This is a genomic window from Cyanobium sp. Alchichica 3B3-8F6, from assembly GCF_024346435.1.
Lineage (GTDB): Bacteria > Cyanobacteriota > Cyanobacteriia > PCC-6307 > Cyanobiaceae > Cyanobium_A.
This window is the reverse complement of the sequence record NZ_JAGQCZ010000001.1, coordinates 298,982-314,211: the sequence shown is the minus strand read 5'-3', so window position 1 is coordinate 314,211 and position 15,230 is coordinate 298,982. Positions and strand designations below refer to the sequence as shown.

Sequence of the window (15,230 nt, the reverse complement as noted above, 5' to 3'; positions counted from 1 at the left end):
TGGCGGGTGACGCGGAACTGCCGGAGGACCGGGTGGATGGAGAGTGCCTGAAGGGCGACCTGCGGGCGTTGTTGGAGCAGCTGCCGGAGCTGCAGGGTCGGGTGCTGAAGATGCGCTACGGCATCCCTTGCGATCAGGTGCCGGGCCGATCCGAACCGATGAGCCTCAGTGCCATCGCCAAGCACTTGGGCATGAGCCGCGACAAAACCCGCAATCTGGAGCGCAAGGCCCTCGAAGGCGTGCGCGCCCAATCGCGGATGCTGGAGGGCTATCTGGTTGCTTGACAGCCTGGGAGCTTAGAAAAACTGGTCGAAGTTGTCGAAGTCGACAGCGCTGAAGGTGCCGTCCTGAACCTGGCCCATCAGCCGCTCCAACTGCACCCACAGGGCGCCGGCGGTGCCGACCGACAGCACGAACGACACCAGCAGAGCTACCCCTGAGGAGAAGCCAAACACCTGCAGGCTGCCGCCGATGAACAGGGTGACGCCAATGACCACGCCGATGTAGGGCAGCGTGATGGCGACGTTGCCGAGGGGAAGCAGGGCCAGACGATCCTGTTTCCAACCCTCGAGCCGGTTCTGCACCAGCTTGGCGAAGGTGAGGCCACACAGCACACCGATCGCCAGGCCGACCCCCGCCACCACGTAGGGAGGCTGCAGGATCGGCGCGTACTCCAGCAGGATGTCGCTGGCGTCCAGGTCACCGAACATCCAACTCCCTGCCAGCGCGCCGGCTTCCGTCGCATCCCCGGCCTCCGCGGCATCCATGGCCAGGGACAGATCGGGCAGGCTGGCCATCGGCTGGAGCTCGGCAAGATGGCCGAGACCCTAGGCCCTCAGGGTTCCCAGCGCTGGGAGCCCAGGAAGGTGAGCTCCACAAAGGTGCTGCCGTTGTGGTCCTGGGGTCCGAGTTGCACCCGGTAGCCGCCGAGATCGACGTCCCGCATCGACTCCAGGGCCGTCACGAAGCGCTGGCGGGTGGGGGCCGGCCCAGATCGCCGCAGCCCCTCCACCGTCATTTTGGCGGCCAGAAAACCCTCCAGGCTGGTGAAGCCGAACTGGGGGTTGCCCTGCCGGCGGCGCATCAGTTGCTGATACTCCTTCACCACCGGCACCCGCTCGTTCCAGGGGAAGGGCACCACCTGGGCAATGCCGATGCCGCTGGCCTGGTTGCTGGGCAGGGCGGCCTGTAGGGCGCTGGTGCCCACAAACGACACGTTCATCAGCTGGGCCGTGCTGCCGTGCTGGCGCAGCTCGCGGGTGAAGGCGGCCGAGCTGGGATAGGCGGCCACGATCAGCACCCCATTGGCATTAGCAGCCTGCACGGCGCGGGCCGCTTCGACGGCCTGGCTGGAGTTGCGCTCCACGCTGGCGGTGGCCACCGGTTTGAGGCCATGGCGCCTGAGAGCCTGGTGGGCGGCGCGTTGGCCGTCCTGGCCGAAGGCATCGTTCTGGGCCACCACAGCGATCCGATGCCGGCCGCTGCGCACCAGATAGTTGACCATGCGATCGATCTCCACCTGGTAGCTGGTGCGCAGGTTGAACACCAGCGGCCGGTGGGGCTGGCGCAACAGCTGGGCGCCGGTGAGCGGGGCGATCAGCGGGATTTTGTTGCTCTCCACCAGGGGTAGCACCTCCTTGACGGTCGGGGTCCCCACGTAGCCGAACAGGGCAAACACCCTGTCGCGCTCGATCAGCTGCCGGGTGTTGCCCAGGGTGAGGGAAGGCTCGTAGCGGTCGTCGAGGCTGATGAGCCGCAGGCGACGGCCATGCACGCCTCCCCGTCGGTTCACTTCGGTGAAGTAAGCGAGGGCCCCATCGCGGTATTCGCGCCCGAGCATGGCGGAAGGGCCGCTGAGGGCGGCCGACTGGCCCAGCAGCAACTCCACGGCCGCCCGGGCCGGCATCCCCGCTGTGGCCAGCACTGGCAAGCCTGCGGTCAGAACGATGCTCAGACCGATCCTCCCCAGCAGACCTAGCTTCGGCAGACAGCGGCTGAGGGGCATGGTGCTGCGCAAGCAACGCGGGTGGAATCTTCTGGCGATCGTTGCCATTGTTCTAGCGGCCATCCTCGCCATTCTCGGGATTGGGCGGATCGATGTCAGCCCGGTTCAGAACCGCGACTCCCTGCGCCTGTCGTCCTCGTCCCGTGCCCTCACCACCCTGCCCCTGGGTGAGAAACAAACGCTCGGGCTTTGGAGCTCCTTGCGGGGCGATCAGCTGAGCGATGGGGAGGCGCGGGTGGATCGCTCCGAGCTGGAACAGGCCCGCTTCAAGGTGGAGGTTGGGGTGTACTCCACCAGCAATTATGAGCTGGATCTGAGGGTACCGAGCTATTCCGGCAATGGTTACGTGTGGCTGCGCTGGGAGGAGCCCATGCAGCGCTATGTGGAAAGCCACGGTGGCAATATCTCCCGCTTATTTATCCTGTTAAACACCTTGCTTTCGGATAAGGACTCAGCTCTTGATTCCGTGGGCGAAGTGCCTATAAGGCTGGCTGATGGCAGCTATTATCAGCTGTTTAATTACGTGGGCCGCTACTATGTCGATCACGCGAATTTTCGGCGCTATCCTTTTATGACAATCAGCCTGCCGTTGGCAATTGAGGCCAACGATGTGGACGGCGAATTGGGTTATGGCGATTTACGGCTGATTCCGGAAATCCAAAATAGCGGTATGGGGCTCTATTCCAGGATTACTGGCTGGTTAAACGTAGGTTGGTCGATTGCTGAGTACCGGCACCACTACGCCACGAATTTCGGCTTGGGCGGCGATGAGAATGACTACAGTCAGATTCTCTTCGAGATCTCCTACGGCACCTCCTCCTGGGCATCGTTCTGGCGCCTGCTGCTGCCTCTGGCTGTGCTGATGGCGATGGTGTTGCTGGTGTTCAAGGTGCGCCCCGATGAGCAGGATGCTCGGGCCAGCATTCCTGTCACGGTGTTGTTGACGCTGGTGTTCCTGCAGCAGACCTACCGCGCCGAATTGCCAGAGCTGCCCTTCCTCACCTTTCTAGACCAGGTGTATGTGGTGGCCTATGGGGTGACCCTGGCCGCCTTTGTGTTGGTGCTTTGGATCGGGCGTCGTTACGCCGCCATGGAAGCGATGGAGGATTCTGCCGACAAAGCATCCCTGCTGCGTCATCTGCACCGCTTGGATGATGTCTGGCCCTGCTTGTGGTGCTGGTCGGGGGTGCGGCAATCACCATCTGCTGGATCACCATTCCTTCGGTGGTGTAAGCCTTAGGCCGCCTGGGGGGCTAGACGGGCCAGCATGCCGCCCATCAGTTTTTGGGGCGAGAAGGTGCGCTGCATCAGGCTGAACAGGGCGCGTAGGTCGTCGGTGTGCAGTCGGTCGTTGCGCACCAGGGTGAGCAGCAGGCGTTGCCGCAGGCTGGCGCCTTCTGGGCCGAGCAGCAGCTTCATGCCGGCGCCGGCCACCGGCAACAGGTTGGGGTTGCTGGTGTCGTTTTCCACCACCGCCAGCAGGTTCTCGAGCCGTTCGAGGCGGAGCCGGCCGTCACGGTCGAACAGCACCTCCAGCAGCTTCTCGCGCATGTCGCTGGTATCGCCGGCCAGCAGGCGCCGGGCCACGTAGGGGTAGGCCACATTGATGATTTTGAAGCCTGGATCCAGGCGCAGGGCCAGGCCTTCCTGGCTGACCACGGCCCGGATGATCAGGGCAAAGCGGGCTGGCACCCGGAAGGGATAGGCATACATCAACTCCGAGAAGCGGTCGGTGATCGCCTTGAAGTTGAAGGAGCCGACGTTGTCGCCCAGGGCGCCACCCAGCACTTCCTCCAAGGCCGGGATGATCGGCTCCAGGTCGGCTTTGGGGTTGAGGAAGCCGAGGGTGACGAAGTCCTGGGCCAGGGCCCTGAAATCGCGGTTGATCAGGTGCACCACCGCGCCGGTGAGGGTGAGGCGATCGCTATCGCTGATCGAATCCATCATGCCGAAATCCACGTAGGCGACATGGCCCAGGGCACCGGTTTTGCCGGAGAGGGCAAACAGGTTGCCGGGGTGGGGATCGGCATGGAAATAGCCAAACTCCAGAAGTTGTTGCAGTCCTGCGATCACGCCGGTGCGAATCAGCGCGGCTGGATCGAGGTTGCGGGCCTCAAGGGCCTGGCGCTCCTGCAGCTTGGTGCCGTTGATCCACTGGGTGGTGAGCACGTGCTCGCTGGAGAGCAGCCGCTCCACCCGCGGCACCATCACTTCGGGTTGGCGAGCAAACAGGTCGGCAAACCGCTCGGCGTTGTTGGCCTCGAGCCGGTAATCGATCTCTTCAAACAGGGTGGCGCCGAATTCATCGATGATGTCGCCCAGTCCGAAGCCCAGGTTGAGGGGCAGGAAGGGAGCTGTCAGCACCCCCAGCAAGCGGATGATCACCAGATCGCGCCGCAGAATCGTGGGCAGATTCGGGCGCTGCACCTTGACGGCCACCCAGTGTCCATCGACCAGCTGGGCCTTGTACACCTGCCCAAGGCTGGCGGCGGCCACCGGGTAGTCGGGGAACTGCTCAAACAGTTCGTCGGCCGGTGCCCCCAGCTCCCGCTCGATCGTTGCAAGGGCGATGGCGTGGGGGAAGGCGGGCAGGTTGTCCTGCAGCTGGGTGAGCTGCTCGAGCCAGTCGCGCCGCACCAGGTCGGGGCGGGTGGAGAGGGCCTGGCCCACCTTGATGAAGCAGGGGCCGAGCTCGGTGAGGGTGGTGAGGATGCGCCGGCCCAGCTGCTCCTGCACCCGGGCGTTGCTGCTGCTGCCCTGCACCACCAGCACCAGAGCCAGGCTGCCCAGTTGCCAGAGCACCACCGTCAGCCGGCTCACCAACACCCAGGGGCGCAGCAGCAGCCAGCGCAGATCCCGGCCCGGCTCGTAGCGCGGCCCGCTGGCGGCTTCGGCGATGGTCACGGGCAGGGCAGCCAGTTGATTGTCAGACTCTAAGAACGCGATCCGCTCCCCCATGGGCCTGCCGCTGCATCTGCCGGCCCATGGCCGCGGGAGGGGGTTGTCGCCGGCCCTGCAACGGTTGCTGCGCCAGCGCCCTGGCAGCTGGGATCTGCCGGAACTGCCGGAGCTTGGCGGCCCTCTGATCGAGAGCGGCGCTGTGGCGGAGGCCCAGCGGCGTTGCGCCCGCCAGCTGGGGGCCGAGGCGGTGTGGTTTGGCGTCAATGGCGCCAGCGGCCTGCTGCAGGCAGCCCTGCTGGCCCTGGCTCCGCCCGGCAGCCGGGTGCTGCTGCCCCGCAACCTGCACCGCTCGCTGCTGCACGGCTGCGTGCTGGGCCAGCTGCGCCCCCTGCTCTACGACCTGCCCTTTGATCCGGCCACGGGCCTGTGGCTGCCCCCCAGCCCGGCCCACCTGGACGCGGTGCTGGATGCGGTCGGGGCGGGGCTGCCGGCGCCGGCAGATCCAGTGGCCGCGCTGGTGTTGGTGTCGCCGAGCTACCAGGGCCAGCGGGCTGATCTGCCGGCCCTGGTGGCCCTGGCCCATCGGCGCGGCCTGCCGGTGCTGGTGGATCAGGCCCATGGCCGCGGCGAGGCGTTGGCTGCTGGGTCTGATCTGGTGGTGCTCTCCGCCCAAAAGGCTGGCGGCGGCCTGGCCCAGAGCGCGGCCCTGCTGCTCCAGGGCCAGCGGGTTGGGCAGGGTGCTGTGGCCCGGGCCCTGTTGTGGCTGCAGACCTCCAGCCCCAGCGCCCTGCTGCTGGCCTCCGCCGAAGCCGCCCTCAACGAGCTCACCAGCCCGGACGGGCTGCGCCGCTGGCAGTGGGCGAGGCGGGTTGGTAAGCGGCTGCAGCGCCGTTGCCAGGCGCTGGGGCTGCCCCTGATCGCCAGCGACGACCCCCTGCGGCTGGTGCTCCACACCGCCGCCCTGGGCATCAACGGCCTCGAGGCCGATGCCTGGTTGCTGGAGCGGGGGGTGATCGCCGAGTTGCCCGAGCCGGGGGCGCTCACCTTCTGCCTGGGGCTGGGGCCGCCGGCGGGGGTGGTGTGGCGGCTGCCCAGTCAGCTGCAGCGGCTGCGGCGGGCCCTGGGGGGCGATCCCCTGCCGCCGTTCAGTCCGCCACCGCTGCCCCTGGTGGCGGAGCCGGAGCTCCCGATCGGAGCAGCCTGGCGTTCTGCCGCCGAGGCTGTGCCCCTGGTGGCCGCCGCCGGGCGGATCGCCGCCGAACCGCTCTGCCCCTACCCCCCCGGCATTCCCCTGCTGGTGCCGGGCGAGCGGATCGATCTGGCCCGGACGGCCTGGCTGCAGCAGCAGGCCCGACTTTGGCCCGGCCAGATCGCTGATACCGTGAGGGTTGTGGCCGGATCGGAGGCCGATGGATTCGCACGCATCGGTGGCTCCTGATCAGCCTTCCCACCAGGCTTCATCCCACCAGGCTCCCTACCAGTGGGATTTCGTTACCCCGGGGCTGCCGGACAGCGCCTTTGAGGAGGCTCCGGGCTTCAGCCCAACGCCGATGGAGCTGCGGGTGATGCTGCTGGCCCATCTACGTCCCCGGCCCGATTCCCTGGTGTGGGACGTGGGTGGAGGCACCGGGGCCCTGGCCCTGGAAATCGCCCGCTTGATGCCCAAGGGCGCCGTGCACACCCTCGAACGGGATCCGGACGCCATCGAGCTGCTGGAGCAGAACCGCCGACGGTTCGGCATCACCAACCTGCACATTCATGCCGGCGCCGCCCCGGCCGATCTGGCCCAACTCCCTGCCCACCCCGACCGGGTGTTGCTGGAGGTGGGGCGCCCCCTGGGGGATGTGCTGCTGGCGGTGTGGGAGGCCTTGGTGCCCCAGGGGCGACTGGTGATCAGCACCGCCAGCCTGGAGGGTCTGGTGGATGCCACCGACACCCTGGGCCAGTTGGCGGCCCGGGATGTGCAGGTGGTGCAGGCCACCGTGCACCGGATGCAGCGGCGCGGCAGCCAGGCCAAGCTGGCGGCGGCGGAGCCCCTGTTTCTGATTGCCGCCGAGCGCTCTGCCCACGTCGAGCCGTCCTGAGCACCGCGTCTTGATCCCTCGGTTCCGCACCCGCACCGCCACCTCCCTGCCCCGGCTGCTCAGCGGCTGGGCGGCGGGTGCCTTTGGCTTCGTGGTGGTGATGCTGGGCGGCTGGTGGTTTACGGCGGCCGTGGGGGTGATCGTGCACCTGGGCCTGCTGGAGTTTTTCCGGATGGCCCAGTTCAAAGGGATCCGGCCCGCCACCAAAACCACCCTGGTGGCGGTGCAGTTGCTGCTGGTCAGCACCCAACTGGCCAGTGGCAGTGGCTGGATGGGTGGTGGCTGGTTTGCCGGCGACGTGGCGGCTGCAGTGCTGCCCGCCTCCGGGGCGGTGATCTGCGGCTGGCTGCTGCTGCAGCCGGTGACCGGCACGATCGCCGACATTGCCGCCTCGATCTTTGGGCTCTTCTATCTCGGCTTTCTGCCCAGCTACTGGATTCGTCTGCGCGAGCTCGAGGGGCCTGGCCTCGCCCTCACCCTGCTGGCCTGCTTCCTGATCGTCGCCACCGACATCGGCTCCTATGTGATCGGCCGCCGCCTCGGGCGCCACCCGTTGTCGCCGATCTCCCCCGGCAAGACGGTGGAGGGGGCCCTGGGCGGGGTGGCCTGTGCGATGGCGGTGGGTGCTTTCGGTGGCACCTTGATCGGCTGGAGCTGGGGCTGGTTAATTGGTGCGGTGCTGGGGGCGGTGGTGGCGCTGTTCGCCTTGGTGGGTGACCTCACCGAGTCGATGATGAAGCGCGATGCCGGTGTGAAGGATTCCGGTGATGCGATCCCCGGCCACGGCGGCATCCTCGATCGGATCGACAGCTACCTGTTCGTGCCGGCTGTGGTGTACTCGCTGGTCACCCTGGTGTTGCCGCTGTTGCAGCGCTGAAGAGCCCCTTCAGCAAGCTGCGCTCACACGCTCACCCGGGCGATGCCCAGCAGCTGCAGCATGCCCCCTTCCAGGCGGGCATCCTCGATGGTGATGCCGGGATCCATGGGTAGCCGGCTGCTGATGTTGCCCGCCCGGGAGCGGATCTCCACGCTGCCCTCCACCGCAGCCACGCTGGTTTCCAGCTCAACCAGGTCGCGGGCTCCCAGGCCTCGGGCGGCGAACACCAGGCTGTCGCGGTGCATGCGCAGCTCCACGAGTGGCGCGATGCCGAGCAGCTCTTCGCTGAGGTTGTCCCCCAGGCTCCGCCAGATCGGAGCGCTGAGGGAGCGGGTCAGGCCGTCGGGGGTGAAGCTCACCTGCCCCTGGATCTGGAAGGCGTGCTCCAGCTGCAGGGGTTGGCCCTTGAGCAGGTTGCCGATGTGCACCTGGATCGGACCACTGCGCAGCTCCACCAGCTCCAGGTGCAGGTCGCGATACACGACTCGGCGCGCCAGCAGTTGCACCCCCGTCAGCCGGCCCCGCAGCAGCCGCAGGGCCGATCCCTGCAGCTGGATGTCGAGGCTGCCAATCGCTTGGCACTGCTGACGGATCCAGAGCTGCAGGCCGCTGGCCAACAGCTGCATCACCGGTCCGTTGCCGCGGGCGTCGGGGCTGCTCATGGGTGGCGGGGGCTGGCCAGCCAGGTGGCGGCCACGGTGGCGGGTTGGTCGAGGTGCGGCAAGTGGCCGCAGGCATCCAGTTCGCGCACCCGCTCCCCGAGCAGAGCCTGGGCGGCGCGTTTCTGGGGCGCCCGCAGGATGCGGTCGTTGGCGCCCCACAGCACCGCGATGGGCTGGTGGGGCAGCGGGGCGCCGCTGCCGGCAAAGCCACCGGAGCGGGCAAAGCGCTGCAGGGCCGGTGCCCAGCCGGGGCTTTGAAGATGCAGGGAGGCGATCTCCAGCTCTGCTGCGCCCACGGAGGCTTCCGGATCGGCGAAGGCGGTGCGACACAGGCCCCGGCGCACGCCTGGTAGGGCTAGGAATCGCACCCCCAGCCCATCGAGCAGGGGTGGCAGGGGCATCGGTCGGCCGGTGAGGCCGGCGGGCGCCAGCAGCAGCAGGCGCTCCACCTGATCCGGTAGGCGCCGGGCCAGCTCCACCGCCACCGAGCCCCCCATCGAGGCGCCGATCAATCCGAGGGGGGCCGGGTTGCGTTGGCCAATGGCCTGCACCAGGGCCTCCAGGTGGCGCAGCACGCCTTTGGGGCTGTAGTCGCCGCCGGCGGGCCGGGGGCTGAAGCCGAAGCCGAACAGGTCCGGGATGAACAGCTGGGCGCCGCCAGCCAGCAGCGGGGCGAGCCGCCGGAATTCGAGAAAGGAGCTGTCGAAGCCGTGCAGCAGCAGCACCGGTGGGCCTTCTCCCAGCACCGCCACGGGCCAGGGCTCTGTGCCGTCCCCGGCATCGAGATCGGGCAGCTGCCACCACTGCACCAGGGCCGCCAACTCCCGGCCCTGGGGATCCAGCAGGCTGCGGGCGGCCTCGCTCACCAGGTCTTGGCCAGACTCACGGACGGAATTCACGCGGGCTGGCGCTCGCTGCTGCAGGTGCTCACTAGGGCGGCCAGCAGATCGTTGGGACCCACGGCGAAGGGCAGGTGGTGCAAGTCGGAGCCGTCGCGGCAGGCGAAGGCACAGGCGCGCTGCAGCTCATGCAGGCCGGCCTGCCCCAGGCCCAGGTCTTCGAGGGTCACCGGCAAACCTAGTTGGCGAAACAGCGGCAACAGCTGGCGGCGCGCCTGGCCGGCGAGCTGGCTGCCGCCGAGCACCTCTTCGAGCCGTAGCTGCACCAGGACGCCAAAGCCCACCTTCTCGCCATGCAGGTGGCCGTGGCTGGCCTCCAGCTGGGTGAGGCCGTTGTGCACGGCATGGGCCGCCACCGTGCGGCAGCGGGCTCCGCCGATGCCGCCGATCAGCCCGGCGCTGAGGCCGCAGGCCTCCACCACCCGTTCCCAGGCGGCACTGTGGGGATCCCGCAGGGCTTCCTCCGCTTCGAGCAGCAGCTGATCGCGCAGCACCCGGGCCATCTGCACGGCCTGCTGCACCAGGCCATCGCCGCTGGCGCCACTGCTCACGGAGGCCTCGTACCACTTGGCCATGGCGTCGGCGATGCCGCTGGCCAGGGTGCGGGCCGGGGCCTGGCGCACCAGGGTGTGGTCAAAGATCAGCAGGTCGGGGCAACGGGCAAGCGCCACATCCCCCTGGAAGGCCCCTCGGGGTGTGTACACGTTGGCCAGGGCCGTCCAGCCGGCGCAGGTGGCAGCACTGGTGGGCACCGTGATGCAGGGCAGAGCGTGCCGGTGGGCCAACAGCTTGCCGGCATCGAGCACCTTGCCGCCGCCGATGGCGATCACGGCATCACAACCCTGTTCGTGGCAAACGGCGCCGATCCGGCTGAGGTCCTCCTCGCAGCAGTCGTGCTGAAGCTCGGCGCTTTGGGGTTCCAGCCCTGTTTCCAAGAGCTCTGTGAGGAGCTGCTGCCGCAAAGTGGCGGTGGCAGCACTGCGACCCAGCACCAGGGGCCGGCGGCAGAGGCCTTGGATGCGCACGAGCCCCTCGGCCCAGGCCCCCGGGCCCCGCAGTACCTCGGCTGGGGCGATCGCGTGTTGACTCAGGGGGGTACTCATCCCGGTGTGGCTGTCATCCCCAATCGATGGTAGGGGCCGGTGTCCGGCCCCCGATCCTTGCTTCAGACGCCGGCAGCGGCCAGCTCAGGTTCAGCAGGCAGGGCGGCCTGCTTGCGGATTACCACCTGTTTGTCGTCGTTGACATCAACCAACGCGGCATCTCCGTCGCTGATCCGGCCGCTGAGGAACTCCTCGGCTAGGGAGTCTTCCAGCAGGCGCATCACGGCACGGCGCAGTGGACGAGCGCCGTAGGAGGGGTTGTAGCCCTCTTCCACCAGTCGCTCCTTGAAGGCCTCGGTGACCGACAGGGCAATGCCCTTGTCGAGCATGCGGCCAAACACCTCCTTGAGCATGATCTCCGCGATCTCCTTGACCTCGTCGCGGGTGAGCTGACGGAAAACAATGATTTCGTCAAGACGGTTGAGGAATTCTGGGCGGAAGTACTGCTTCAACTCCTCATTCACCAACGAGCGGATGCGGTTGTAATTGGTTTCATCCGCATCGCCGCCGCCGAACTCGAAGCCGAGGCCGCCGCCGCCTTTCTCGATCACCTTCGAACCGATGTTCGAGGTCATGATGATCAAGGTGTTTTTGAAGTCGACCGTACGGCCCTTGGAGTCGGTCAGGCGACCGTCTTCGAGCAGCTGTAGCAGCAGGTTGAACACGTCGGGATGGGCTTTCTCGATTTCGTCGAACAGCACCACGGTGTAGGGACGGCGCCGCACCGCTTCGGTGAGCTGGCCTCCCTCGTTGAAGCCCACGTAGCCCGGAGGCGAACCGATCAGCTTGCTGACTGTGTGGCGCTCCATGAACTCCGACATGTCGAGGCGGATCATGGCCTCTTCGCTGCCGAAGAAGTAGGCCGCCAGCGACTTGGTGAGCTCGGTTTTGCCCACGCCGGTGGGGCCGGAGAAGATGAAGCTGGCGATCGGCCGGTTGGGGTTCTTGAGGCCCACGCGGGCGCGACGGATGGCGCGGGACACGGCCTTCACTGCTTCGTCCTGACCGATCAGGCGCTGGTGGAGGGTTTCCTCCATGTTGAGCAGCTTGGCCGACTCGCTTTCGGTGAGCTTCTGAACCGGCACGCCGGTCCAGGAGGCCACGATGTGGGCGATGTCCTCTTCGGTCACCATCGGCGTGCGTTCGGCGTCGGCAGGCGCATCGGCGATGGCAACGCTGACCGCCCCGCCGGCTTCGGTGTCGCCAGCCTTGGCCTCGGCCGCGGGCTCCTCGTCCTTGCGGAATTGCAGGATCGAGCGGATCTGCTCGCGCAGTTCCACTTCCTTGTCGCGCAGTTCGCCGGCCTTGGTGAAGTCCTGCTCGCGCACGGCCACCTCCTTGTCCTTTTGCACGGCCCGCAGCTGCTTGTCGACTTCCTTGGCCGCCGGCGGCAGCTTGGAGTTCATCAGCCTCACCCGGCTGCCGGCTTCGTCGACCAGGTCAATCGCCTTGTCGGGCAAAAAGCGGTCGGAGATGTAGCGGTCGCCCAGGGTGGCGGCGGCGATCAGGGCCTCGTCGGCAATCTTGAGGCGGTGGTGGGATTCATAGCGCTCCTTGAGGCCGCGCAGGATCTCGATTGTGTCGATGACAGAGGGTTCACCCACCATCACCGGTTGGAAACGGCGCTCCAGGGCAGCATCCCGCTCAATGTGCTTGCGGTATTCGTCCAGCGTGGTGGCGCCGATGCACTGGAGCTCACCGCGGGCCAGGGCCGGTTTGAGGATGTTGGCAGCGTCAATGGCGCCTTCGGCGGCACCGGCGCCAATCAAGGTGTGCACCTCGTCGATCACGAGGATCACGTTTCCGGCGCTGCGGATCTCCTCCATGATTTTCTTGAGGCGCTCCTCAAATTCACCCCGATACTTCGTACCGGCCACCAGCAAGCCGATGTCGAGGGTGAGAACGCGCTTTTCCTCGAGGATGTCCGGAATGTCGCCGGAGTTGATCCGTTGGGCCAGGCCCTCGGCGATGGCCGTCTTGCCGACGCCAGGTTCGCCGATCAGTACGGGGTTGTTTTTGGTGCGGCGACCCAGGATCTGAATCACTCGCTCGATCTCGTTTTGTCGGCCGACCACCGGATCGAGCTTGCCGTCGGCGGCTTGCTGGGTGAGGTTGCTGCCGAATTCATCCAGGGTGGGGGTTTTGGTTGAACCCTTACCGCTGCCACCGCCAGCGGCTACCTCAGCGGTCTCGCCCAGCATGCGAATCACCTGGGTGCGCACCTTGGCCAGGTCGACGCCGAGGTTTTCCAGCACCCGGGCCGCCACGCCCTCGCCTTCACGGATCAAGCCGAGCAGCAGATGCTCCGTGCCGATGTAGTTGTGCCCGAGCTGGCGGGCTTCCTCCAGGGACAGCTCCAAAACGCGCTTGGCCCGGGGCGTGAAGGGGATCTCCACCGCCACAAAACCGGAGCCCCGGCCGATGATCTTCTCCACCTCAACGCGGGCATCCTTGAGGTTGACGCCCATCGACTTGAGCACCTTGGCGGCCACGCCCGTGCCCTCGCCGATCAAGCCCAGCAAGATCTGTTCGGTGCCCACAAAATTGTGACCCAGGCGACGAGCCTCTTCCTGGGCCAGCATGATCACCTTGATGGCCTTCTCGGTAAACCGCTCGAACATGGGGCGGTGCCTTGTGCAAGTGAAACCAAGCTACCAGGGTTGAAGGGTGAGGTGTGGTTTACGCCCTATCAAAGGCAGATCTACTGCAGCAGCAGGGGCTCGGCCAGTTTTCGGCAACATCTCAATCCAAGCAATTGCTGGTTTTCAGCAATAAGAAAAGCCGGTTATCCACACCCGGGCCGCGCATCATTGATCGGGACTAAGCGCAGCCATTGGATCAGAGCGTCGTCTCCGTTGCGGTAGTAACCGCGACGCAGGCCCGCATCCTGGAAGCCCAGGCCGCGGTAGAGGGCGACGGCGGCGGCGTTGCCGGGTGCTACTTCCAATGTGGCGTGCGCGGCCCCCTGCTGCTGAGCATGGTCCAGCAGGGCCTGCAGCACCTGGCGGCCCAGCCCCTGGCGCCGCCGCTGGGGGGCCACCGCCACAAGGGTGATGTGCAGCTCATCCACCACCAGCCAGCCACTGGCCATGGCCACCAGGATGTTCCCGTGCCACAGCCCCACCCCGGGGCGCCTGGGCTCGGCCAGCTCGCTCTGCCATTGGCTGCGGCTCCAGAGGCCCTGCAGGCTGGCCTGGTCGAGGGCGAGGCACTGCTCCAGGTGTGAGGGGGTGAGAGTGCCGCGGCGCAGCGGCATGGGGGCGTTCCGTACATTCATGTTCTGTTCTCCCCCAATGCGGCTCCAGCCATGGTGATCTCCCGTGAGCCCGTCGCGTTGGCCCAACCCTTTGAAGCGGATCGGGATGCGCTGAGTCCCAACCGCAACCTCACGCCGCTCACCACAGCCCTCGACAGCGAAGGTCGGCTGACGGTGGCTGGGTGTGCCCTGAGCGATCTGGCCCGCACCTACGGCACACCGCTTTATGTGCTGGATGAGGCCACCCTGCGGGGCACCTGCAGCGCCTACCGCGAGGCCTTGGCCAAGCACTACCCCGGCGAAGCCCTGGCCCTCTATGCATCGAAGGCCAACAGCTCCCTGGCGATAACCGCCTTGGTGGCTGCCGAGGGCCTGGGGCTGGATGCGGTGTCGGCCGGTGAACTGCTCACGGCTCTCCAGGGCGGCATGCCCGCGCAGCGAATCGTGTTGCACGGCAACAACAAAAGCCGCGAAGAGCTGGCCCTGGCGGCCGAGCGGGGCGTCACCGTGGTGGCCGACAACTGGCGCGATCTGGAGTTGCTGGCGGAGCTGGCGCCTGGATTGGCGGAGCCCGTGCGGCTGATGCTGCGCTTCACGCCGGGCATCGAGTGCCACACCCATGAGTACATCCGCACCGGCCACCTCGACAGCAAGTTTGGCTTCGATCCCGACCAACTGGAGGGGGTGTTGCAGCACCTGACGGGCTGCCCTTGGGCCCGCCTCACGGGCCTGCATGCCCACATTGGCTCCCAGATCTTCGAGCTGCAGCCCCACCGCGACCTGGCCGGTGTGATGGCTGATGCCCTGGCCCTGGCCCGTTCGATGGGCCACCCGGTGGTGGATCTCAATGTGGGCGGCGGACTGGGCATCCGCTATGTCGCCAGCGACGATCCGCCGAGCATTGATGGTTGGGTGAGCACCGTGGCCGGTGCGGTGGTGGCGGCTTGCCAGGAGCGGGGGCTGGCGTTGCCCCGGCTGCTGTGTGAGCCCGGCCGCTCCCTGGTGGCCACCGCCGGCGTCACCGTCTACGCGATCGGCAGTCGCAAGGACATCCCCGGCCTGCGCACCTACCTGTCGGTGGACGGCGGCATGAGCGATAACCCCCGGCCGATCACCTATCAATCGCAGTACACGGCGGTGCTGGCCGATCGCCCCACCGCCGAGGCCAGCGAAACCGTCACCGTGGCGGGCAAGCACTGCGAATCCGGCGATGTGCTGCTCAAGGACGTCGCTCTGCCGCCGGCCACCAGCGGCGACGTGCTGGCGGTGTTTGCCACCGGTGCTTACAACGCCTCGATGAGCTCCAACTACAACCGCATCCCACGGCCCGCCGCGGTGCTGGTGCACGACGGGTTGGCCGACCTGGTGCAGCGCCGGGAGCAGCCGGAGGACTTACTGCGCTACGACGTGCTGCCGGCTCGCCTGCGCTCGGTAGGCTGAGTT

The 15,230-nt window shown here is 67.1% G+C and carries 14 protein-coding genes; 6 read left to right on the top strand and 8 right to left on the bottom strand.

The features are described 5' to 3' along the window. On the top strand, positions 1–284 hold a 284-nt coding region (locus tag KBY65_RS01745; protein WP_315860014.1), incomplete at its 5' end, for a sigma factor-like helix-turn-helix DNA-binding protein. A gap of 12 nt (positions 285–296) precedes the next feature. Here KBY65_RS01745 and KBY65_RS01740 read toward each other — a convergent pair. After that, positions 297–767: a hypothetical protein gene (locus KBY65_RS01740; protein WP_254987187.1), complete on the bottom strand. Its 471-nt coding sequence runs from the start codon at positions 765–767 to the stop codon at positions 297–299. Positions 768–835: 68 nt separating this feature from the next. Then, positions 836–2,005, bottom strand: coding sequence for an ABC transporter substrate-binding protein (locus tag KBY65_RS01735; protein ID WP_254986962.1), 1,170 nt, complete (start codon positions 2,003–2,005; stop codon positions 836–838). Here KBY65_RS01735 and KBY65_RS01730 point away from each other — a divergent pair. Next, positions 2,004–3,245 (top strand): hypothetical protein, encoded by a 1,242-nt coding sequence (locus KBY65_RS01730; protein WP_255000310.1) that lies wholly within the window; start codon positions 2,004–2,006, stop codon positions 3,243–3,245. The two genes, KBY65_RS01735 and KBY65_RS01730, sit on opposite strands and share 2 nt — an antisense overlap. Here KBY65_RS01730 and KBY65_RS01725 read toward each other — a convergent pair. Continuing rightward, entirely contained in the window at positions 3,242–4,963 is a 1,722-nt protein-coding gene (locus KBY65_RS01725) for an ABC1 kinase family protein (protein ID WP_409996603.1), read from the bottom strand. The genes KBY65_RS01730 and KBY65_RS01725 overlap by 4 nt on opposite strands. Here KBY65_RS01725 and KBY65_RS01720 point away from each other — a divergent pair. Genes KBY65_RS01720 through KBY65_RS01710 form a run of 3 tightly spaced genes read left to right on the top strand, consistent with a single transcriptional unit; the run spans position 4,962 to position 7,867 of the window. Beyond that, a complete protein-coding gene (locus tag KBY65_RS01720) occupies positions 4,962–6,344 on the top strand; it encodes an aminotransferase class I/II-fold pyridoxal phosphate-dependent enzyme (protein WP_094559408.1) in 1,383 nt (460 codons plus the stop codon). The genes KBY65_RS01725 and KBY65_RS01720 overlap by 2 nt on opposite strands. Further along, on the top strand, positions 6,334–6,990 hold the full coding sequence (gene cbiT / locus KBY65_RS01715; protein ID WP_233128434.1) for a precorrin-6Y C5,15-methyltransferase subunit CbiT: 657 nt from the start codon (positions 6,334–6,336) through the stop codon (positions 6,988–6,990). Before KBY65_RS01720 ends, cbiT begins: the two co-directional genes overlap by 11 nt. Before the next feature lie 10 nt (positions 6,991–7,000). Beyond that, positions 7,001–7,867: a phosphatidate cytidylyltransferase gene (locus KBY65_RS01710; RefSeq protein WP_094559406.1), complete on the top strand. Its 867-nt coding sequence runs from the start codon at positions 7,001–7,003 to the stop codon at positions 7,865–7,867. A 23-nt stretch (positions 7,868–7,890) separates the two neighbouring features. Here the strand turns inward: KBY65_RS01710 and KBY65_RS01705 are convergent, their stop codons facing one another. The 5 genes from KBY65_RS01705 to rimI all read right to left on the bottom strand — a co-directional run bounded on the left by KBY65_RS01705 (position 7,891) and on the right by rimI (position 13,808). Beyond that, on the bottom strand, positions 7,891–8,529 hold the full coding sequence (locus tag KBY65_RS01705) for a DUF2993 domain-containing protein (protein WP_255000308.1): 639 nt from the start codon (positions 8,527–8,529) through the stop codon (positions 7,891–7,893). Further along, positions 8,526–9,398 (bottom strand): alpha/beta fold hydrolase, encoded by an 873-nt coding sequence (locus KBY65_RS01700; protein WP_255000324.1) that lies wholly within the window; start codon positions 9,396–9,398, stop codon positions 8,526–8,528. The genes KBY65_RS01705 and KBY65_RS01700 overlap by 4 nt, the downstream gene beginning before the upstream one ends. 26 nt (positions 9,399–9,424) lie before the next feature. Further along, the gene (locus KBY65_RS01695; protein WP_255000307.1) at positions 9,425–10,531 is read right to left on the bottom strand and encodes an iron-containing alcohol dehydrogenase family protein; all 1,107 of its coding nucleotides are present in this window, start codon (positions 10,529–10,531) and stop codon (positions 9,425–9,427) included. Positions 10,532–10,593: 62 nt separating this feature from the next. Next, positions 10,594–13,152, bottom strand: coding sequence for an ATP-dependent Clp protease ATP-binding subunit (locus tag KBY65_RS01690; protein ID WP_094559404.1), 2,559 nt, complete (start codon positions 13,150–13,152; stop codon positions 10,594–10,596). A gap of 164 nt (positions 13,153–13,316) precedes the next feature. Continuing rightward, complete coding sequence (gene rimI / locus KBY65_RS01685; protein ID WP_255000306.1) at positions 13,317–13,808, bottom strand: ribosomal protein S18-alanine N-acetyltransferase; 492 nt, start codon at positions 13,806–13,808, stop codon at positions 13,317–13,319. 30 nt (positions 13,809–13,838) lie between these two features. Between rimI and lysA the strand changes: the two genes are divergently transcribed. Further along, the gene (gene lysA, locus KBY65_RS01680) at positions 13,839–15,227 is read left to right on the top strand and encodes a diaminopimelate decarboxylase (RefSeq protein WP_094559402.1); all 1,389 of its coding nucleotides are present in this window, start codon (positions 13,839–13,841) and stop codon (positions 15,225–15,227) included. Positions 15,228–15,230 lie beyond the last annotated feature (3 nt).